At 69.2% G+C, this 20,901-nt stretch carries 20 protein-coding genes; 6 read left to right on the plus strand and 14 right to left on the minus strand.

From position 1 onward, the window contains the following. A partial coding sequence (locus SBI80_RS24880) for a hypothetical protein (protein WP_318977528.1) occupies positions 1 to 239 on the plus strand: 239 nt, incomplete at its 5' end. 156 nt (positions 240 to 395) lie between these two features. Here SBI80_RS24880 and tyrS read toward each other — a convergent pair. Further along, positions 396 to 1,682, minus strand: a complete 1,287-nt coding sequence (gene tyrS, locus SBI80_RS24885; protein ID WP_318977529.1) for a tyrosine--tRNA ligase — start codon at positions 1,680 to 1,682, stop codon at positions 396 to 398. 17 nt (positions 1,683 to 1,699) lie between these two features. Further along, the gene (locus SBI80_RS24890) at positions 1,700 to 2,311 is read right to left on the minus strand and encodes a DNA-3-methyladenine glycosylase (RefSeq protein WP_318977530.1); all 612 of its coding nucleotides are present in this window, start codon (positions 2,309 to 2,311) and stop codon (positions 1,700 to 1,702) included. Between the two features lie 58 nt (positions 2,312 to 2,369). On the opposite strand from SBI80_RS24890, the gene SBI80_RS24895 reads away from it, so the two are divergent. The 3 genes from SBI80_RS24895 to SBI80_RS24905 are packed head-to-tail and all read left to right on the plus strand — an operon-like array spanning position 2,370 to position 4,494. After that, on the plus strand, positions 2,370 to 3,134 hold the full coding sequence (locus SBI80_RS24895; protein ID WP_318977531.1) for an ABC transporter ATP-binding protein: 765 nt from the start codon (positions 2,370 to 2,372) through the stop codon (positions 3,132 to 3,134). Next, complete coding sequence (locus tag SBI80_RS24900) at positions 3,068 to 3,886, plus strand: ABC transporter permease (RefSeq protein WP_318977532.1); 819 nt, start codon at positions 3,068 to 3,070, stop codon at positions 3,884 to 3,886. The genes SBI80_RS24895 and SBI80_RS24900 overlap by 67 nt, the downstream gene beginning before the upstream one ends. Continuing rightward, positions 3,883 to 4,494, plus strand: a complete 612-nt coding sequence (locus SBI80_RS24905) for a TetR/AcrR family transcriptional regulator (protein ID WP_318977533.1) — start codon at positions 3,883 to 3,885, stop codon at positions 4,492 to 4,494. The genes SBI80_RS24900 and SBI80_RS24905 overlap by 4 nt, the downstream gene beginning before the upstream one ends. Here SBI80_RS24905 and SBI80_RS24910 read toward each other — a convergent pair. The 3 genes from SBI80_RS24910 to SBI80_RS24920 form a co-directional block, all read right to left on the minus strand. Next, a complete protein-coding gene (locus tag SBI80_RS24910; protein ID WP_318977534.1) occupies positions 4,491 to 4,694 on the minus strand; it encodes a Trm112 family protein in 204 nt (67 codons plus the stop codon). The two genes, SBI80_RS24905 and SBI80_RS24910, sit on opposite strands and share 4 nt — an antisense overlap. Positions 4,695 to 4,698: 4 nt before the next feature. Beyond that, the gene (locus SBI80_RS24915) at positions 4,699 to 5,154 is read right to left on the minus strand and encodes a hypothetical protein (protein ID WP_318977535.1); all 456 of its coding nucleotides are present in this window, start codon (positions 5,152 to 5,154) and stop codon (positions 4,699 to 4,701) included. A 118-nt stretch (positions 5,155 to 5,272) separates the two neighbouring features. Beyond that, the gene (locus SBI80_RS24920; RefSeq protein ID WP_318977536.1) at positions 5,273 to 8,245 is read right to left on the minus strand and encodes an acyl-CoA synthetase; all 2,973 of its coding nucleotides are present in this window, start codon (positions 8,243 to 8,245) and stop codon (positions 5,273 to 5,275) included. A 97-nt stretch (positions 8,246 to 8,342) separates the two neighbouring features. On the opposite strand from SBI80_RS24920, the gene SBI80_RS24925 reads away from it, so the two are divergent. Then, positions 8,343 to 10,091, plus strand: coding sequence for an ABC-F family ATP-binding cassette domain-containing protein (locus SBI80_RS24925; RefSeq protein ID WP_318977537.1), 1,749 nt, complete (start codon positions 8,343 to 8,345; stop codon positions 10,089 to 10,091). A 4-nt stretch (positions 10,092 to 10,095) separates the two neighbouring features. On the opposite strand, the gene argH is transcribed toward SBI80_RS24925, so the two are convergent. From argH to argC, 8 genes are read right to left on the minus strand one after another with little or no spacing between them, the layout of a single operon-like run. Next, positions 10,096 to 11,508: an argininosuccinate lyase gene (gene argH, locus SBI80_RS24930; protein WP_318977538.1), complete on the minus strand. Its 1,413-nt coding sequence runs from the start codon at positions 11,506 to 11,508 to the stop codon at positions 10,096 to 10,098. Between the two features lie 19 nt (positions 11,509 to 11,527). Continuing rightward, a complete protein-coding gene (locus SBI80_RS24935; protein ID WP_318977539.1) occupies positions 11,528 to 12,730 on the minus strand; it encodes an argininosuccinate synthase in 1,203 nt (400 codons plus the stop codon). A 42-nt stretch (positions 12,731 to 12,772) separates the two neighbouring features. Next, positions 12,773 to 13,321 (minus strand): arginine repressor, encoded by a 549-nt coding sequence (locus SBI80_RS24940; protein WP_413232813.1) that lies wholly within the window; start codon positions 13,319 to 13,321, stop codon positions 12,773 to 12,775. Further along, the gene (gene argF, locus SBI80_RS24945) at positions 13,252 to 14,178 is read right to left on the minus strand and encodes an ornithine carbamoyltransferase (RefSeq protein ID WP_318977541.1); all 927 of its coding nucleotides are present in this window, start codon (positions 14,176 to 14,178) and stop codon (positions 13,252 to 13,254) included. Before argF ends, SBI80_RS24940 begins: the two co-directional genes overlap by 70 nt. Next, entirely contained in the window at positions 14,175 to 15,383 is a 1,209-nt protein-coding gene (locus tag SBI80_RS24950; RefSeq protein WP_318977542.1) for an acetylornithine transaminase, read from the minus strand. Before SBI80_RS24950 ends, argF begins: the two co-directional genes overlap by 4 nt. Beyond that, a complete protein-coding gene (gene argB, locus SBI80_RS24955) occupies positions 15,380 to 16,279 on the minus strand; it encodes an acetylglutamate kinase (RefSeq protein ID WP_318977543.1) in 900 nt (299 codons plus the stop codon). The genes SBI80_RS24950 and argB overlap by 4 nt, the downstream gene beginning before the upstream one ends. Further along, the gene (argJ, locus tag SBI80_RS24960; protein WP_318977544.1) at positions 16,276 to 17,484 is read right to left on the minus strand and encodes a bifunctional glutamate N-acetyltransferase/amino-acid acetyltransferase ArgJ; all 1,209 of its coding nucleotides are present in this window, start codon (positions 17,482 to 17,484) and stop codon (positions 16,276 to 16,278) included. The genes argB and argJ overlap by 4 nt, the downstream gene beginning before the upstream one ends. Positions 17,485 to 17,489: 5 nt before the next feature. Continuing rightward, complete coding sequence (gene argC, locus SBI80_RS24965; RefSeq protein WP_318977545.1) at positions 17,490 to 18,524, minus strand: N-acetyl-gamma-glutamyl-phosphate reductase; 1,035 nt, start codon at positions 18,522 to 18,524, stop codon at positions 17,490 to 17,492. 249 nt (positions 18,525 to 18,773) lie between these two features. Here argC and trhA point away from each other — a divergent pair, with 249 nt between their 5' ends. Continuing rightward, positions 18,774 to 19,574, plus strand: a complete 801-nt coding sequence (gene trhA, locus SBI80_RS24970) for a PAQR family membrane homeostasis protein TrhA (protein ID WP_318977546.1) — start codon at positions 18,774 to 18,776, stop codon at positions 19,572 to 19,574. A gap of 13 nt (positions 19,575 to 19,587) precedes the next feature. On the opposite strand, the gene SBI80_RS24975 is transcribed toward trhA, so the two are convergent. Then, a complete protein-coding gene (locus SBI80_RS24975; RefSeq protein WP_318977547.1) occupies positions 19,588 to 20,799 on the minus strand; it encodes an acyl-CoA dehydrogenase family protein in 1,212 nt (403 codons plus the stop codon). Positions 20,800 to 20,901 lie beyond the last annotated feature (102 nt).

The following is a 20,901-nucleotide window of genomic DNA, read 5'->3' on the forward strand; positions in this document are numbered from 1 at the left end:
CAAACAAAAACAACCCACACCCAAAGGCACAGGTGGAATTCGAATCAGAAAAAATTCGACCTAACAAAAGACACCAAAAACTGGCATCAAAAAAACAACCACCCACAATGATCGGAAGACGGGGAGTCCCCCACATGAGTGGCCAAAAACAACAAACAAAAACCACCAAACACACTATTGAGTTCTCAAACAACACACCCGCCTGGCCGCGCAACAAGCTAGCGGCGGAAAGCCGCTAGCCGTAGTGCGGACGGTGAAGGAAACCCACTAGAGTGGATTTCCTCCGGGATGTCGTCGCGCTCAGCGGCAGGACCGCGTCGCGATGACTTGGATAAAGTTACGTGCCGGATAACGGAGAGTCAAATCGCCTGGTCAGCGGCGTGTCGAGCATGAGTTCAGGCCCCGAGCACCCGCTCGACACCCGCGACATTGCGCTTACCGCGCCGCAGCACGAGCCACTTACCGTGCAGGAAGTCCGTCGGTTCCGGCGTCCAGTCCTCGGCGTCGACCCTGACGTTGTTCACGTAGACCCCTCCCTCGGCCAACGTGCGACGGGCCTCGCCCTTGCTCTTCGACAGCCCGGTGGCCACCAACAGATCGCCGATGCCACTGGGAACACCGCCGCCGAGCTGGGCCACCGAGGTCTCGCGAAGCGCGGCGGCCAACGTCGCCTCGTCGAGTCCACCTAGGTCACCGCGGCCGAACAGTGCCTGACTGGCCAGTTCGACCGCCTCGGTCGCGGCCGAGCCGTGGACCAGCGTGGTGAACTCCTGGGCCAGCCGGCGCTGGGCCGCGCGTTCATGCGGCCGCTCGGCCGTCGCCGCCTCGAGTTCGGCGAGTTCGTCGGGCGTCAAGAAGGTGAACCACCGCAGGTAGCGGATGACGTCGGCGTCCGCGGTGTTCACGAAGTACTGGTAGAAGGCATACGGGCTGGTCATCTCCGGGTCCAGCCAGAGGCTGCCGCCACCCGTCGACTTGCCGAACTTGGTGCCATCGGCGGCCGTGACCAGCGGAACCGTCAGCGCGTGCACCGTCGCCCCCAGCTTCTGCCGCACCAGCCGCACACCCGCGATGATGTTGCCCCATTGGTCGGACCCGCCGATCTGCAGCGAGCAGCCGTACTTCTGATGCAGCTCCACGTAGTCGTTGGCCTGCAACAGCATGTAGCTGAACTCGGTGTAGGAGATGCCGTCACCGTCGAGTCGCCGGCGAATGGTGTCGCGGTCGAGCATGACGTTGACGGAGAAGTGCTTGCCGACGTCGCGAAGGAAGTCGATGGCCGACAATTGCGAGGTCCAGGTCAGGTTGTTCTCGATGATCGCCCCGGTTGGCGAGTCGTCGAAGTCCACGAACCGCTCCAGCTGACCCCGGATTCGGGTGGCCCACTCCGCGACGACGTCGTCGCCGTTGAGGCTGCGCTCGCCGGTGTCGCGGGGGTCGCCGATCATTCCGGTGGCTCCACCGGCGAGCACGATCGGGCGGTGGCCGGCACGCTGGAATCGGCGCAGCGCCAGCAGCGGCACCAGGTTCCCGGCGTGCAGGCTGGGCGCCGTGGGATCGAAACCCGCATAGACCGTCAGCGGGCCCGAGGCCGTCGCGGCCGCCAACGCGTCGCGGTCGGTGGACTGCGCAATCAAGCCGCGCCAAGCCAATTCGTCGAGGATGCCGCTTTGGGATGTCACGGCGCGATTCTCCCGCATCAGTCGCTGTCGCCCGGCGCGGGTGCCCGGGGACTGCGGCGAAATGCGGACACCTCTGGACGTCCGGCGAGCCAGAACCGCCACGGCCGGTCTGCGGCCTTGCTGACCCCCACCCGGGGGCCGCTGACCGCAGTCGACGGCTGGGCCAGGGTCAGCTGAACGTCAGCTCGACCGTCGAAGAGGTCGATCCCGTTGTCCGCCATGGTGATTCCGAGCGCTGAACACAAATTTCCCGGTCCGCGCGCCAGCGCCGCGGGCCGCACCGAGGGGCCGCGGCGGGCCTGGGCCACCTCGACGCCGTCGGTCAGCACGGCGGCGCGCAGCAGGACGGCTGCCGCCACACCGTCGGCCCCGCACACGACGTTGGCGCACACGTGGATGCCGTGGCTGCGGTAGGCGTACAGCCGTCCCGGGGCGCCGAACATGATCGCGTTGCGTCCACCGCGGCCGCGGTAGGAGTGTGATGCGGCGTCGGGCCACGGCCCGTCCAGCGGGCCGCCATACGCCTCGACCTCGGCGATCACGGCGGTGACTCCGCGCCCGCTGAGCACCCCACCGAGCAGCAGTCGGGCGGCCGAGACCGGGTCGGTGGTCAGCGCGTCAGCGGTCACTGCAGCGATTCTGCCCGGCGCCCTTGACGCCGCCAGCCGCGGGGAGGATATTCATCACATGATGACTTCATCACCCGATGAATTAGTCCGCGGTCACCCGTTACCCGCGATCTCCGTCGAACACCTGACCGTCATCCGCGGCAAGCGCACCGCCCTCGAAGACGTCACGGTTCACGTCGCACCCGGAACCATCACCGGCGTCCTGGGCCCATCCGGCTGCGGCAAGACCACCCTGATCCGCTGCATCGTCGGCACCCAGGTCATCGCCAAGGGCACCGTCCGCGTGCTCGGCAGGCCCGCGGGTTCGGCCGAACTGCGGCACCGCGTCGGCTACGTCACCCAGGACGCCACCATCTATCCGGACCTGCGGGTGATCGACAACGTGCGCTACTTCGCCTCCCTGTATGGCGCCGCCACCGGGGCCGTCGACGAGGCCGTCACCGCGGTCGGGCTGCGCGATCACCGAACGGATTCGTGCGGCAATCTCTCTGGCGGTCAACGCACCAGGGTGTCGCTGGCGTGTGCCCTGGTGGCCCACCCCGACCTGCTGGTGCTCGACGAACCGACCGTCGGCCTCGACCCGGTGCTACGGGTCGATCTGTGGGAGCAGTTCCGCCAGCTGGCCCGCCGGGGCACCACGCTGCTGGTGTCCAGTCACGTCATGGACGAGGCCGACCGCTGCGCAGACCTGCTCCTGCTGCGCGAGGGTCGGCTGCTCGCGCACACCACGCCCACCACCCTGCGAGAGGACACGGGATGTCAGTCACTGGAGGAAGCGTTTCTGTCCGTCATCCGGCACAGCACCGCAGCCGCTCCCGGCTGAGCCCGCAGGCGTACCTGGCCACGACTGGCCGGATCCTGCGACAACTGGCCGGCGATCACCGCAGCGTCGCGATGATCCTCGTCGTGCCGAGCGCGATCATCGCGTTGATGTACTTCATGTTCCGCGACACCCCGCATCGTCCCGGCACGCCACCGCCGTTCGACGATGCGTGCCTGGTCATGCTCGGGGTCTTTCCGCTGATCGTCATGTTCTTGATCACGTCGATCACGATGCAGCGCGAGCGGGTCTCGGGAACTCTGGAACGGATCCTCACCACTCCCCTGCGCCGTCTCGATCTGCTCGCGGCCTACGGCACGGCGTTCTCGATCGCCGCGGCGGCGCAGGCCACCCTGGCCTGCGTCGTCTCGTTCTGGCTGCTCGGCCTGAAGACCGCGGGTAGTCCCGCCCTGGTATTCGTCATCGCGATCATCAATGCCGTGCTCGGCGTCGGGCTGGGATTGTCGTGCAGCGCGTTCGCGCGCACCGAGTTCCAGGCCGTCCAGTTCATGCCGCTGGTCATCGCTCCGCAACTGCTGCTCTGCGGGATCATCGTCCCCCGCCACCTGCTGCCGGACTGGCTGCAGTGGATCAGCAACGCGATGCCCGCCAGCTATGCACTCGAGGCGTTGAAGGAGGTGGGCGCGCACGCCGACCTCACCGCCACCACCGTCCGCGACATCGCGATCGTCGTCGCATTCGCCGTCGTGGCCATGGGACTGGCCGCCGCCACGCTACGGCGCAGGACGCCGTGAGCGGATCCAGCCGCAAACGGCCGGGACGCCCGCCAGGCAGCTCCGACACCCGCGACCGCATCCTGAAGAACGCCCGAGAGTTGTTCGCCCGCAACGGAATCGGCAATACCTCGATTCGGGCGATCGCCGCCGCGGCCGGAGTGGATGCCGCACTGGTCCACCACTACTTCGGCACCAAGGAGCAGCTGTTCGCCGCGGCGGTGCACATCCCCATCGACCCGATGCAGGTGATCGGTCCGATGCGCGAGGTGCCACTGGACCAGCTGGGGATCACCCTGCCGTCGCTGCTGTTGCCGCTGTGGGACTCCGAGATGGGCGCGGGGTTCATCGCCACCCTGCGCTCGCTCCTGGCTGGTGACGACGTCGGCCTGATCCGGTCCTTCCTGCAGGACGTGATCACCGTCGAGATCGGCACCAGGGTCGACGCACCCGCCGGTTCGGGGGCGATCCGCGTCCAGTTCGTCGCCTCGCAGCTGGTCGGCATCGTGATGGCCCGCTACATCCTGGAGCTCGAGCCGTTCAGATCACTGCCGGTGCAGCAGATCGCCGAGACCATCGCACCGAACCTGCAGCACTATCTGACCGGAGACCTGCCCGGGCTCGGCTAGGGTTCGGCCCGATCCAGCAGCGCCTGGTGCTCGGCATCGTCGGTGACGGTGACCGCCTCGGAGATCAGCAGCACGGGTACGCCGGCCTCGATGCGGTAGGCCCGCCGCAATCGCGGGTTGTACAACCGGTCACCGGTGAGTAGCAGCGGGCCGCGGTCCTGCGGACAGACCAGCAGCGCGCGCAGTCGTTGGTCGAGCACGCGATCAGCCGAGCGGGACGCTGATGCCGCCACCGCCGTTGGGATCGAACGGCTGGCCGTTGTTGCCGCCACCGATGCCGATGGTCGGCGGGTTGAGCACGGGACCGCCGCCGGCGCCCTGGCTGCGGGCCTGGTTGCGCTTCTGGTACTCGACCGTCTGCTCCAGCGCCTCGATCAATGGACTCTGGTTCGGACGCTTGTCCAGTGCCGCCTCCAGATCGGTCACGTTGCCCTTGGAGGGAACGAAGCCAAGGGAGCGCAGCTTCATTGCGCTGTGGATCAGATTCGAGATCTGACCGCCGCCCGCGCCGGTGTCGTACTCGGCGTCGATGTCGTCGAGCACGTCCGCATGCGCGGTGCCGACACCCATTCCGAGCAACAGTCCGGTGGCCACCGCGCCGCTGGCCACGGCACCGGTGAACGCGCGCCGCCAGCGTTTCCCGTCGGTCCGTACCGCCATCAATCCTCCATCGTCGACCGTATGAGAGTGTCCGGCCCGACCCGGATGGCCACGTGCGGCCAGCCGGAGCCTAACAAAGCGATTGCGCCGTAGCATTCCGTCACTCGCTTCACTCCGATCACTCCGCGTCGGGCGCCTTGGTGAGCTCGGTCCGGACCGCAGCCGTCAGGCGCTTGTAACCATCCGTGTCGGGATCTAGATACCAGGCGTTACGCGACGGCTTGGGGATGCCCGCCGCGCGCAACGGTCCGAGCAGCGGGCGGTACGTCGCACTGAGCTTCATCTCCGGCACGACGTGCACGACGTCCGGCGCCTCCCCTACCGGCAACCGTCCGAGGGCGTCGTTGAGATCGGCGGTCAGCACGCTGCCGCCCGGGCGGAGCAGCAGCGCCGTCACCGCGACCTCGCGACCGTCGACCGCCACCCGGTAGGTAACCGCCAGATCGACCGCGCCCACCCGGCACACGGTGTCGTTGACCGCGGCGCTGAACACCGGGCCGCGCTCGGTGCGGATCACTGTTCCGCGGTTGTCCACCAGCCAGTAATCGCCGTCCTCGTCGCGCCGGAACAGGTACTCCGTGGACACCCACAGATCCGCGGGGGCGAAGACGCCGCGCTTGATCGACGCCGTCGGGTCGACCGGCCCCCGCGGGTGGGCCAGCAGCACCCCGACTTCACCCGGTGCGGCCCGAGCCACGAAACCCTGGTCGTCCTCCAGGATCAGGTCGCTGTCGGGGTCGTACGCCGCCAGCTCGATGCGTCCACCACCCGGCAGGGGCCTGCCCTCGCTGCCGATCTTGGCGCCCGCCACGTTGGCCAGCACCGCCTGGCCGTCGGTGGTGGCGAAGAACTCGACGACGTGCGCGGGAGCGAACTCCTCCTCCACCCGCCGCCACAGCCCGGTCGGCAGGCCCGACCCGATGAACAGCCGCACGGGGTGGCTGCCGCGCAGCGAGAAGGCCGGGTCGTCGATGACCTCGCGCAGCATCGCCCAGGTGTAGGACACCACGGTGACGCCGTACTGCCGCAGTTCGTGGGCGAACCGGTCCGGGCGCAATCCCCGCGACAGCGCGATGCGGGTGCCACCGACGACCGCCCCGCCGAGGCTGACGAGCAGACCGGACTGGTGGTGCAGCGGGGTCAGGCAATACACGGTGTCCCCGGACCCCAGATTGGCCGCCGACGCGGTGCCGAAGGCCGACCGGGCCCACCGAAAGTTGGTGATCTGCCGGGCGACGAGCTCGCCGCCGACCGTCGCGAACGCGACGTAGGCGAGGTCCTTGGCCAGCCCAGGGTTGGGCCGGTACCACCCGGGCAGGGCGACGACGTCGGGATCGATCTTCTCCATGTCGACGACGTCGTCGTCGTCCGCCAGATCCAGATCGCGGGCCTCGCCGCCACCCAGCACGAGCACCCGCAGCGGCAGCTTGCGAGCGGCGGCCAGGCTGACGGGATCGGCGATGACGTCGGATACCGCACCCAGCCGCGCCGCCTCGGTGAGATCGGCGTCCGGCGGCATCAGGACGGCGACCGCACCAAGGCGCGACAGCGCCGCGATCGCGACCAGTGCGCTGGGCCTGGTCTCCATCAGCACGCCGACGTGGGCGCCCTGGCGCACGCCGACGTCGATGAGACCGCGGACGACGTTGTTGACGCGACGGTCCACCGCCTCGTAGGTGTGCACCCGCCCGTCGAACAACAGGAACTCCCCCTGCGGCGTCGCGCTGGCCTGCTCGGACATGATCCGGCCCAGCGAGATGCGGGTGTGGTCGTTGATCTGACCCAGCCGCGCCAACCGGGGCAGCGTGCGAGCGGTCTCGGCGACCAGGGCCCGGGCCGACTTCTCCGCGGCCACGAAGGCGCCCGCCGCCGACCGCGCCACGCTGAACGTCATCTCCGCCGCAACGCCCGCCCCGTGCGCGATGCGCGATGCCAGGGGAACCCCGCTGTCGCTGGCCGCGGCCGGTTGCAGCGCCATCGGCGCGACGTCGTCGGGCATGTCGCCGTCGCCGGAGATCCACTTGACCCAGGCGGCGACCGTCGGCCATGTCTGGGTGGCGGCCTTCGAACCGACCACGAGACCGAAATGCCCCGTGCGAATCAAGTATTCGTAGACGTCGGCCTGGGGTGAGGCACGTTTGATGCCGCGGACCGACGCGGGCTGGCCGATGTCGTCGACCTCGCCGACCACCGCGAGCACGGGGCAGTCGATGTCGGCCAGGGTGACGAGGTCACCGCGGATGGAGAAACCGCCGCTCATCATTCGGTTGTGGGCGATGAACTGCTTGAGCAGCTCGGCGATCGCCGGTCCCGACCAAGCGATCCAGCCCTCCGAGGCCAGGAAGCGGCGCTGTTGCTCCCGCGGCAGCAGGGCTTCGCGATCGTGCAGCTGGCGCAGGAACTCCAGCCGCGACTGCGCCGTCTTGACGGGGTCGAGCATCTGGAAGCCGGTGCGCGCCAGCCAACCCGGGACGTCGAGGCGGCTGAAGACGTGATCTGCCATGAAGTCGGCGGCACCGACGGCCAGGCCGGCGGGCAGGTTCAGCGGCAACGCAGCCAGGGTGTCGACGGGCGACCCGAAGGCCACGATGCTCGCCAGGTCCTTGGACCGGCGGTACGCGGCGGTCTGGTAGGCGAACATGCCGCCCTGGGAGTAACCCGCCAGGTGCACGTCCCGGTCGGTCACCTTCTTGACGGTGTCGATGGCCTCGCTGAGCGCCACGACGTGGTCGGCGAGGTTGCGCTGCATGCCGCCCTCGACCTGATCGGGCGAGCCGAAGTCGATCACCCACGGGTCGATGCCCGCGGCGTGCAGGATGCCGACGGCGCCGTCGGCGCGGGTGACGTCCCACATGTCGGCCGACATCATCATCGGATGCACCATCAGGACCGGCGGCCCGGCTGGTTTGGCACCGGGCCTGCTGTCCGGCGGGAAGTACCGCCGTAGCCGGTACATCGGCACGCTCTCGACGATCTGGAACGGCGACGGCACCGCCCCGGTCTCCAGACCTCCGTACCGCAGAACCTCCAAACCGTTCTGGGCGGTCGCCACCAACCGTCCCATGGGTCCGGTGATCAACGAAAGGTCCACCACGACCGTCCCCTCTCGTCCGACGCCCCGATCCGACGCCATCATGGCACAGCGAACTTGGGGTACTACGGCGATCGCACCCTATGATCGGCGGCTGATGGCGAACCAGATCAACCTCGAACGCGCGACCGTCGGCTACGGCACGCGCACCCTGCTCGACGGCGTCAGCCTCGGCGTCGAAGAGGGCGACGCGATCGGCGTCGTCGGCCGCAACGGTGACGGCAAGACCACGTTGCTGCAGATCCTGACCGCCACCCGACCTCCGGATTCGGGACGGGTGACCCACGCGTCCGGCCTGTCGGTCGGCTATCTGCACCAGTCCGACGACTTCGCCGCCGATGCCACCGTGCGCGACGTGATCGTGGGCGGCCGGCCCGATCACATCTGGGCGGCCGACGCCGAGACGAGGTCGGTCGTCGAGAACCTGCTGCGGGAGGTGTCGCTCGACCGTGAGGTGAGCAATCTCAGTGGTGGCGAACGGCGCCGGGTCGCACTGGCCGCCGTGCTACTCGCCGGGCACGACGTCCTGGTACTCGACGAGCCCACCAACCACCTCGACGTCGAGGTCATCGGCTGGCTGGCCGGGCACCTGGTCCGGCGCCGCGCCAAGTCACTAGTGGTGGTGAGCCACGACCGGTGGTTCCTGGATGCCGTGTGCACCCGCACCTGGGAGGTGCACGGCGGGTCCGTCGATGCCTATGAGGGCGGTTACGCCGCCTACGTGCTCGCCCGCTCGGAACGCATGCGGGTCGCCGCCGGCACCGAGGCGCGCCGGCGCAACCTGATGCGCAAGGAGCTGGCGTGGCTGCGGCGCGGGCCGCCCGCGCGGACCTCGAAGCCGAAGTTCCGGATCCAGGCAGCCAACGACCTGATCGCCAACGAACCGGAACCGCGCGATTCGCTGGCGCTGCAGCGGTTCGCCACCGCGCGGCTCGGCAAGGACGTCTTCGACCTGCACTCCGTGGTCCTGCGGGCGGGCGACAAGCTCATCCTCGACAAGCTGGACTGGTCGATCGGGCCCGGTGAGCGCATCGGCCTGGTCGGGGTCAACGGCACCGGCAAGTCCTCGGTGCTCAAGCTGCTGGTCGGCGAGATGGAACCGTCGTCGGGCACCGTCAAGCGCGGCAAGACCCTGAAGATCGGCTACCTGAGCCAGGCGCTGGTCGAGCTCGACGGAAATGCCCGCGTGCTGGACGCCGTCGAGAGTGCCCGGCGGATCACCGAACTCGCCGGCGGCCGCGAGGTGAGCACCGCCACGCTGCTGGAGGACTTCGGTTTCACCGGAGACAAGTTGACGACGCGGCTGTCCGACCTCTCCGGTGGCGAGCGCCGCCGCTTCCAGTTCCTGCGTCTGCTGCTCGACGAGCCCAACGTGATGCTGCTCGACGAACCGACCAACGATCTGGACATCGACACGCTCAACGTGATCGAGGACTACCTCGACGGCTGGCCGGGCACGCTGATCGTGGTCACGCACGACCGGTACTTCCTCGAACGGGTGGCCGACGTCACCTACGCGCTGCCGGGCCGCGGCCGTTGCGTGCTGCTGCCCGGCGGGATAGAGCAGTACCTCGCCGAGCGCGTCGAGGCCGACACGGCGTCGGCGGCCCGGCCGGCCGAGCGCCGCGAGACCGATTCGGCCCGCGAACGCCGGACCGGAAAGGAACTGGCGCGCATCGAGAATCAACTCGGCAAGCTCGACGAGCGGATCGCCAAGCTGCACCACACCATGGCCGACGCGGCTGCCGACCACGTCCGCCTCGGCGAACTCAACGTCGAACTGTCCGACATGGTGGCCCGCAAGGAGTCTCTCGAGGAGGAGTGGCTGCTGCTGGCCGAGGACTAGCGCGTCAGGGCCGCAGACGGATCCTGAGCTCGTCGGCGGTGTCGCGCACCACGCCGAGCTGCTTGGCCACCTGCACCGGTGCCGTCCCGCCGCGGGCGTCGCGGGAGTTCACCGAGCCGGCGACGGTCAACACCTCGCGGACCTCGGCGGTCAGCCCCGGGTGGATGGCTGCGAGTTCGTCGTCGGTCAGTTCCTCCAGACCGACGCCGCGCGCCTCGGCGACCTTGACCGCGGCTCCGGCGGCCTCGTGGGCTACCCGGAACGGAATCCCTTGCCGCACCAACCATTCCGCGATGTCGGTGGCGAGTGTGTACCCCAGCGGCGCGAGCTCGGCCATCCGCTCCGCGTCGAAGGTGAGGGTGCCTACCAGGCCGGCCATCGCCGGCAGCAGCAACTGCAGCTGACCCACCGAATCGAAGACCGGCTCCTTGTCCTCCTGCAGGTCCCGGTTGTAGGCCAGCGGCTGCGCCTTCAGCGTGGCGAGCAGCCCGGCGAGGTTGCCGATCAGCCGGCCCGACTTGCCGCGAGCCAGCTCGGCGATGTCGGGGTTCTTCTTCTGCGGCATGATCGAGCTGCCGGTCGACCAGGAGTCGTGCAGTCGGACGTAGCCGAATTCGGTCGTACTCCATAGGATCACGTCCTCGGCGAGCCGGGACAGGTCCACGGCGACCATCGCCAGCACGAAGGCTGCCTCGGCGGCGAAGTCGCGTGCCGCGGTCGCGTCGATGGAGTTGTCGGCCGCGGCGGTGAAGCCGAGATCGGCGGCGATGGCGTCGGGATCGAGACCGAGCGACGAACCGGCCAGCGCTCCGGAGCCGTACGGTGACACCGCGACGCGGTCGTCGAGGTCGAGGATCCGGTCGACGTCGCGCAGCAGCGGATGGGCGTGGGCGAGCAGGTGATGAGCCAGCAGGATCGGCTGCGCCGACTGCAGGTGCGTCTTGCCGGGCATGATCTCGGTCGGGTGTGACGATGCCTGCGTGGCCAGCGCACCGACGACGTCGAGCACCCCGTTGCCGATCCCTCGCATGGCGTCGCGCAGCCACATCCGAAACAGCGTGGCCACCTGATCGTTTCGCGACCGGCCCGCGCGCAACCGGCCGCCGAGATCGGCACCCGCCCGGTCGATCAGACCTCGTTCGAGCGCGCCGTGGACGTCCTCGTCCGACGGCAGCGGACCGAAGCTCCCGTCGGCGACGTCCTCACCGAGGCTGTCCAGACCCGCGAGTAGGCCGTCCCGCTGCTCCTCGGTCAGCAGCCCGGCCCGGAAGAGCACCAGCGCGTGCGCCTTGGACGCCCTGACGTCGTACGGCGCGAGCACCCAGTCGAAGTGCGTCGACTTGCTCAACGCCGCAAGCGCTTCCGACGGACCGTCGGCGAACCGCCCGCCCCACAGCGAGCCCTCGTTGGTGCTCACGACTGGCCTCCGCTCGTGGTCACTGGCCGGCCAGGTCCCGCTGCGCGGCGATCTTCGAGCTCAGCCCGTGCACGTGCACGAAGCCCTTGGCGGAGGACTGGTCGAAGGTGTCACCCTCGTCGTAGGTGGCCAGGTTGAAGTCGTACAGCGATTCGCTGCTGCGCCGGCCGTTGACCGCGATGTGTCCACCGTGCAGGACGAGTCGGATCTCGCCGCTGACGTGCTCCTGGGTGTGGTCGACGAACGATTCGAGCGCACGCTTGAGCGGTGAGTACCAGAGGCCGTCGTACACCAGCTCGCTCCACTTCTGGTCGGTGTGGCGCTTGAACCGGCCCAGCTCGCGTTCCAGCGTCACGTGCTCGAGCTCGGCGTGCGCGGTGATCAGCACCATGGCACCGGGTGCCTCGTAGATCTCGCGGCTCTTGATGCCGACCAGCCGGTCCTCGACGACGTCGAGCCGGCCGACGCCCTGGGCGCCGGCGCGGCGGTTCAGTTCGACGATGGCCTCCAGCACGGACACCTCGCGCCCGTCGATGGAGACCGGCACGCCCTTCTCGAAGCCGACGATCACCTCGTCGGGGCTGCTCCAGTTGACCGTGGGGTCCTCGGTGTAGTCGTAGACGTCCTTGGTCGGCGCGTTCCAGAGGTGCTCGAGGAACCCGGTCTCGACGGCGCGGCCCCACACGTTCTGGTCGATCGAGAACGGCGACCGCTTGGTCACGTTGATCGGGATGGCGTTCTCCTCGGCGAACGCGATGGCCTTCTCACGGGTCCACGCGTAGTCGCGCACGGGCGCCAGTACCTCGAGATGCGGTGCGAGCGAGGCGAACCCGACCTCGAAGCGCACCTGGTCGTTGCCCTTGCCGGTGCAACCGTGGGCGACGATGCCGCCGCCGTGCTCCTTGGCCGCGGTGACCAGATGCTTGACGATCAGCGGCCGGCTGATCGCCGAGACAAGCGGGTAACGGTCCATGTACAGCGCGTTGCTCTTGATGGTCGGCAGGCAGTACTCATTGGCGAACTCGTCGCGTGCGTCCACCACCACGGCCTCGACGGCGCCACAGTCCAGGGCGCGCTGACGCACGACCTCCATGTCCTCACCGCCCTGACCGAGGTCGATGGCCACGGCCACCACCTCGCGACCGGTTTCCTTGCCGATCCAGCTGATCGCGACGGAGGTGTCCAGACCGCCGGAGTACGCCAGGATGACGCGTTCGGACATGTGATTCGATCTCCTCTGTTGGGGCTGACTGAAGTTCTGGGCTTACTTGAGGTCTTCGAGGGCACGGGCCAGTTCGGCGCCCGTCATGGGTTCGCGGGCGATCACCAGGATGGTGTCATCCCCGGCCACGGTGCCGACGACGTAGGGCAGCGCCGAGCGATCGATGGCACTGGCCAGGTAGTGGGCAGCCCCCGGCGGGGTGCGCAGGACCGCGAGGTTTCCGCTGGCGTCGGTGGACACCAGCAGCTCGCCGAGCAGCCGCGTCATCCGGTCGGTACCGCCGCTGACTCCGCGCACCGGGCTGCCGTCCTCGGGCACCACGTACACGCCGGTGCCGCCGTCGGCGCCGCGCAGCTTGACCGCTCCGAGCTCCTCGAGGTCCCGCGACAGCGTGGCCTGCGTGACGTCGATGCCCTCGGCGGCCAGCATCGCGGCCAACTCGCTCTGACTGCGCACCGAGTTCGACGACAGCAGCGTCACGATGCGCGCCTGCCGTCCCGCTCTCGTTGCAGTCGTCACGGTCACGACCGGTCCAGCAGCCACACCAGCAGCGCCTTCTGCGCGTGCAGCCGATTCTCGGCCTCGTCCCAGACGGCGCTCTGCGGTCCGTCGATCACGTCATCGGTGATCTCGTGGCCGCGGTGCGCCGGAAGGCAGTGCAGCACCACGGCTTCGGAATCGGCGAGCTGCAGCATCTCGGCGCCGACCTGGAACGGGCGGAACGGCCGCACGCGGTCGAGCCCGTCGTTCTCCTGACCCATCGAGGTCCACGTGTCGGTCACCAGGACGTCGGCCCCATGCGCGGCGGCCTTCGGGTCGGCGGTCACCGTGACGCTGGCCCCGGTATCGGCGGCGCGCCGCTCCGCGGCCGCCACGAACTGCCGTGCGGGCTCGAAACCCGTTGGCGCGGCGATGGTCACGTCGATGCCCGCGGTGACGCCACCCAGCATCAGCGAGTGGGCCATGTTGTTGGCGCCGTCGCCGAAGTAGGCCATCTTCAGTCCCGCGAGCGAACCCTTGCGCTCGATCAGAGTCTGCAGGTCCGCCAGCACCTGGCACGGATGGAACTCGTCGGACAGCGCGTTGATCAGCGGCACCGTCGAACCGGAGGCCATGGCCGCCAGCCGTTCCTGGGCGAAGGTCCGCCAGACGATCGCGTCGACGTACCGGGACAGCACGCGGCCGGTGTCCTCCAGGGTCTCCTCGCGGCCCAGCTGAGTGCTGCGACCGTCCACCACGACGGCGTGGCCGCCAAGTTGGGCGATGCCCATCTCGAACGAGAAACGCGTTCTGGTGGAGTTCTTCTCGAAGATCACCGCGACTCCGCGGGGGCCCTCCAGCGGCCGGGCGCTGAACGGCGCCTCCTTCAGTTCGGCGGCCAGGGCCAGCACCTCGGCCTGCTCCGCGGGCGAGAGATCGTCGTCACGCAGGAAGTTGCGAATGGTCATGGCGCGGGCTCCGATTCGTTGGCTGCGGTGTCGAGGACCCCGGGCAGGGCCTCGAGGAACGCGTCGATCTGAGCCTCGGTCACCACCAGCGGCGGCGCCAACCGGATGACGTCGGGCGCGGCGGCGTTGACCAGGAAGCCCGCCTCACGCGCAGCGGTCTCGACGGCCTTGCCGCGTGGCGCGGTCAGCACGATGCCCCGTAGCAGGCCCCGGCCCCTGACGTGGTCGACGAGCGGATGTCCGATGGCCTCGACGCCGTGGCTGATGGCCTTGCCGAGCACGCCGGCGCGGGCGACCAGGTCGTCCTCGGCGAGGGTGCGCAGCACCGCCAGTGCGGCGGCGGTGCACACCGGGTTGCCGCCGAAGGTGCTGCCGTGCAGGCCCGGTGTCAGCAGGCCGGCCGCGTCGCCGATGGCCAGGCAGGCACCGATCGGCAGGCCGCCGCCGAGACCCTTGGCCAGGGTGACCACGTCAGGGGTGATGCCGTCGTGCTGGTGGGCGTAGAAGGTCCCGGTGCGTCCCACGCCGGTCTGGACTTCGTCGAGGACCAGCAGCGTGCCGCGGGCGGCGGTGATCTCGCGCGCCGCGGCGAGGTACCCGGGGGGCGGGGTGACGACACCGCCCTCGCCCATGATCGGTTCGAGGAAGACGGCCGCGGTGCGGTCGGTGACGGCGGCGCGCAGCGCCTCGACGTCGCCGTAGGGCACGTGGGTGACGTGACCCGGCAGCGGCGCGAACGGCGCCTGCTTGGACGGCTGGCCGGTGAGCGCAAGCGAACCCATCGTGCGGCCGTGGAAGGCACCCTCGGCGGCGACGAGCTCGGTGCGCCCGGTCAGCCTGCTGATCTTGAAGGCGACCTCATTGGCCTCGGTTCCGGAGTTGCAGAAGAACACCCGCGCGGTGACGTCACCGCCGAGCTGGGCGACGAGCGCCTCGGCCAGGGCGATCCCCGGCTCGGTGGCGTACAGGTTGGACGTGTGACCAAGCGTGTTCAGCTGCGTGGTGACCGCCTCGATGACGGCGGGATGCCGGTGCCCGAGCACGTTGACTGCGATGCCACCCAGCAGATCGACGTAGGACCGACCGTCGGCGTCGGTGACCACCGCGCCGTCGCCGCTGACGAGCGCGACCGGTGGCGTGCCGTAGTTGTCCATCATCACTGCCTGCCAACGCCGTTGCAGCCCTTGAGTGTTCGTGTCGGTCACTTCATCACCACCTCTTTCCCGTCGCTTCGCTCGCCCCGGATCTTCGTTCCGGATCCGTCGTTCGTGAACAATTCGACCAGCACGCAGTGCTCGACCCGCCCGTCGATGACGTGGGCGCTGGGCACTCCCCCGCCGACGGCGCGCAGGCACGCCTCGATCTTGGGCACCATGCCGGCCTCCAGCGAGGGCAGCAACTCCGTCAGCGCGACGACGTCGATCTCGCTGACCAGCGACGAGCGGTCGGGCCAGCTGGTGTAGAGGCCCTCGACGTCGGTCAGCATCAACAGCTTCTCGGCCGAGAGCGCCTCGGCCAGGGCGGCCGCCGCGGTGTCTGCGTTGACGTTGTACACCACGCCCGCGGCATCCGGCGCAATCGTCGAGATGACCGGAATGCGGCCGCCGTCGATGAGGTCCAGCACGGCGCGGGTGTCGACCTTCTCGACGTCGCCGACCAGGCCGATGTCGGTGGCGACGCCGTCGACGGCGACCGTTCGGCGCACGGCGGTGAACAGCTGGGCGTCCTCGCCGGTGATGCCGACGGCGTAGGGACCGTGGGCGTTGATCAGGCCGACGAGCTCGCGGCCCACCTGACCGAACAACACCATGCGGGCGACGTCGAGCACCTCCGGGGTGGTGACGCGGAAGCCGCCCTTGAAGTCACCGGCGATGCCGAGCCGCTTGAGCATCGCGCTGATCTGCGGACCGCCTCCGTGCACGACGACGGGGTGGATGCCGCAGTTGCGCAGGAACACCATGTCCGCGGCGAAGGCCGCCTTGAGCGTCTCGTCGGTCATGGCGTTGCCGCCGTACTTCACCACGACGATCTTGCCGTGCAGCGCCTTGAGCCACGGCAGCGCCTCGGCGAGCACCGCCGCCTTGGTCTGGGTGGTGGTCACGAGGAGTAGGCCGAGTTCTCTTCGACGTAGGCGTGCGACAGGTCGGTCGTGCGGACCGTGCCCTCCCCCGAGCCGACTCCGAGGTCGACGACGACGGAGACGTCGGCGCCGGTCAGGTCCACCTCGCGCGCGCCCGGTACCCCGGCGCCGTCGACGCACACCGGAGAGCCGTTGAAAGACACGCTGATTCGCTCCGGAGCCATGTCGACGGGCGCCATCCCGACGGCGGCGAGCACCCGGCCCCAGTTGGGATCGGAGCCGAAGATCGCCGTCTTGACCAGGCTGTCCCGCGCGATGACCCGGGCGGCGACGACCGCGTCGGCCTCACTGGCCGCGCCGGTGACGGTGACCGCGACGCGCTTGGTGACTCCCTCGGCGTCGGCCTGCAGCTGGGCACAGAGGTCGTCGCAGACGGCGAGCACCGCGGCGTCGAGTTCGGCCTGGGTCGGCGCGATCTCGCTGGCGCCCGACGCCAGCAGGAGCACGGTGTCGTTGGTCGAGCAGCTGCCGTCGATGTCGAGCCGGTCGAAGGTACGGCTGGTCGCGTTGCGCAGCGCCGCGTCCAGCGCCTCGGCGTTGGCCACTGCGTCGGTGGTGATCACGCACAACATGGTCGCCAGTGAGGGCGCCATCATGCCAGCGCCCTTGGCCATCGCGCCGATGGTCCAGCTGCCCTCGTGGTGCAGCGCCACCTGCTTCGGGACGGTGTCGGTGGTCATGATGGCCTGGGCCGCCTCGGCGCCACCGGTCAACCCGCCCGCCATCTCGTGCACGACGTCCTCGACCCCGGCCAGCACCTTGTCCATTGGGAGCCGGTCGCCGATCAGGCCCGTCGAGCAGACCGCGACCTCGATGGCGCCGGTCTCGGTGCCCCAGTTGGACAGGGCGGTGGCGACGGCCTCGGCGGTGGCGTGGGTGTCCTGGAACCCGGGCGCGCCCGTGCAGGCGTTGGCTCCGCCGGAGTTCAGCACGACCGCGCGCAGCCGGCCCGTGGTCATCACCTGCTGCGTCCAGAGCACCGGTGCGGCCTTGACCTTGTTGCGGGTGAACACCCCAGCAGCGGCGTAGTCCGGTCCCTCGTTGAAGACCAGCGCCAGGTCCGGCCGGCCGGATGCCTTGATGCCCGCCGAGATGCCGGTCGCCCGGAAACCCGATGGCGCCGTCACGCCCTGGGTACGCACCAGCGCGCCGGAGCCCGTCTCCATCCGCGTCACGGTGCCACCCCCACGATCGACAGTCCTTCCGTCTCCGGCCATCCCAGTGCCAGGTTCATCGACTGCACCGCGGCCCCTCCAGTTCCCTTGACCAAGTTGTCTATCGCGCAGAGCGCCACCAGCACCCCGGCATCCGCGTCGACCGCGACGGCCACCTGCGCGGCATTGCTCCCGATGACCGAACCGGTCGCCGGCAGCCGTCCCGGAGGCAGCAGGTGCACGAACGGCTCGTCCCCGTAGGTCTTCTCGTAGACCGCCCGGACGTCGTCCAGCGACGCGTCGGTACGGGCCGTGCACGTCGCGAGGATGCCCCGCGACGTCGGAATCAGCACCGGCGTGAACGAGACCGTCACGTCGGCGTCGGTGACGCGGCGCAACCCCTGGGCGATCTCCGGTGTGTGCCGGTGCGCGCCGCCGACGTTGTAGGCCCGCGCCGACCCGATGACCTCCGAGCCCAGCAGGTCCACCTTCGCGGCCCGGCCAGCCCCGGAGGTACCGCTGACGGCGACCACGGTCACGGCAGGCTCGACCAGACCAGCGGCCAACGCCGGGAACAGCGCCAGCAGGGCGGCCGTCGGATAGCAGCCCGGCACCGCGATGCGCCTGGCGCCGCGCAGCGTGTCGCGACCACCCGGCAACTCGGGCAACCCGTAGGGCCAGCTGCCGGCGTGGGCGGAGCCATAGAACCGTTCCCACGCCGCGGGGTCGGTGAGCCGGAAGTCGGCGCCACAGTCGACGATCAGTACGTCGGGCCCGAGCCGTTCGGCCAGGGCACCGGAGTGGCCGTGCGGCAGGCCGAGGAACACGACGTCGTGGCCCTCGAGCACGGCCGGGTCGGTGGCCTCCAGGACACGGTCGGCCAGGGGAAGCAGATGCGGGTGATGCTCGCCTAGGCTGGTGCCCGCACTCGCCGCGGCGGTCAGCGCGCCGATACGCAGCCGACCGTCCGCGTAGGCGGGATGGCCGAGCAGCAACCGAAGTATCTCGCCGCCCGCATAGCCGCTGGCACCAGCGACCGCCACTGAGATCATGCAGTGATTCTGCATGTTTATGCATCCGGTTGCAAACTGATTAACCGATCGGACGGTTCGACGCCGGCGTGACACGATCGACACCAGACCTTCACCCGTACGACGGTTCGACGGCGACGGGCATCGATGCTCGTTGGGTAGCCTCGACGCAAGGCTGATCGTGAATCGCGGCAGTCCTGCCGATTGGCGACGGCTCAACCTCGACAGCGGAGATGTCCTGAACGAGCACAGATCGGTTCCACGAGCAGCATGATCACCGAGTCCTCCGAATCCTTCGGTACCCGTACCCCTTCTTCCGGTACCCGTACCGAGTCCTCGATCGTGCGTACCGCGGCCGCCGACGGCGAGCCGGACATCTTGCGTGGGGACGACGACCTGCCCCAGGTGCTGGCCGACACCGTCGTCGACTTCCTGCACGCCCCCCGCGCCCGCGGTGTCATCCACGCCGTCTGCGCCATCGTCGCCACCATCGCCGGTGCCGTCCTGGTGCAGGTGGCCTGGCTGCACGGGTCACCGACGGCAGGCGTGGCCACGCTGGTCTACACCGCGACCATCGTCGGAATGTTCAGCGTCAGCGCCGTGTACCACCGCGTGCAGTGGAAGAGTCGCGCCACGCGCAAGTGGATGAAGCGCGCCGACCACTCGATGATCTTCGTCTTCATCGCCGGTAGCTACACGCCCTTCGCTCTGCTGGCCATGCCACCGCAGACCGCCCGGCTGGTGCTGACGATCGTCTACGGCGGCGCGGCCGCCGGCGTCGCCCTGAAGATGTTCTGGCCGTCGTCACCGCGCTGGGTGGGCGTGCCGCTCTACCTGCTGCTCGGCTACGCCGCGATCTGGTTCGCACCGGTGCTGCTGGCCGGCGGCGGTGTCGGCGTGGTGGCCCTGCTGATCGCCGGCGGCGTGCTCTACAACATCGGGGCCGTCCTCTACGGCGTGCGATGGCCGAACCCGTGGCCGCAGACGTTCGGATACCACGAGTTCTTCCACGCCTTCACCGCCGCGGCCGCGATCTGCCACTACGCCGCGATCTGGCTGCTCATCCTCTAGCGCCGAACCCGGGTTACTTGAGCGGCAACCCGGTGATCGCCCTGGCCATCACCAGCCGCTGGATCTCACTGGTGCCCTCGAAGATGGTGAAGATCTTCGCGTCGCGGTGCATCCGCTCGACGGGGTAGTCCCTGGTGTAGCCGTTGCCACCGAGGATCTGGATGGCCTCGTCGGTGACGTAGACCGCGGCCTCGCTGGCCGCGAGCTTGGCCATCGAACCCTCCGCGTTGACGAAGGGCTTGTCGTTGCGCGCCATCCAACCCGCGCGCCACACCAGCAGGCGGGCAGCGTCGATGCGGGTCTTCATGTCGGCGAGCTTGAAGGCGATGGCCTGGAAGTCCCCGATCTTGCGACCGAACTGCTCGCGCTCCTGCGCGTAGTCCAGGGCGTACTCATACGCGGCGCGGGCCACCCCGAGCGCCATCGCCCCGACCGACGGGCGGGTGCGCTCGAAGGTCTTCATGGCCGCCTGGCCCGCCGAGCTCTTGCCCTCGCGCGCCCTGGCGATCCGCTCGTCGAACTTGTCCTTGCCACCGATGATCAGTCGACCCGGGATGCGCACGTCGTCGAGCACCACCTCGGCGGTGTGGGACGCACGGATGCCGTGCTTCTTGAACTTCTGGCCCTGGCTGAATCCCTTGGTCCCTGGCGGGATGATGAACGTCGCCTGGCCGCGCGAACCCAGCTCGGGGTAGACCGACGCCACGACCACGTGGACATTGGCGATGCCGCCGTTGGTGGCCCAGGTCTTGGTGCCGTTGATGACCCATTCGTCGGTGGCCTCGTCGTAACGGGCCCGGGTGATGATGGCGGCCACGTCCGAACCCGCGCCGGGCTCGGAGGAACAGAAGGACGCCAAGTACGGCTCGGCGACCGTGCCGAACATCTGCGGCAGCCACTCGCCCAACTGTTCGGGCGTTCCGGTCGCCGCCAGCGAGGCCGCGGCCAGACCGGTGCCGAGGATCGACAGCGCGATGCCAGCGTCACCCCAGAACATCTCCTCGAATACCGTGAGCATGCCAAGACCGCTGGGCTCGGCGGCTTGGGTGGCGAAGAGCTCGACCGAGTAGAGACCGATCTTGGCGGCCTCCGCAATGATCGGCCACGGCGTCTCCTCACGCTCGTCCCACTCCGCGGCGGCAGGCCGGACGACCCGTTCGGCGAAGTCGTGGACCCAATCTCGGACCTCGATCACGTCATCGGACAGCTCGAGTGAAAATGTCATGCGGAGTGGTCCTTTCGGCGGATTCGCCCCGCGCGTCGGGGGCCAGAATGGCTGCCCGTGGCAACCACGTCACTGCGGTGAACGACTGTACACAGCCGAAGG

This window comes from Mycolicibacterium sichuanense, from assembly GCF_033741125.1.
Lineage (GTDB): Bacteria > Actinomycetota > Actinomycetes > Mycobacteriales > Mycobacteriaceae > Mycobacterium.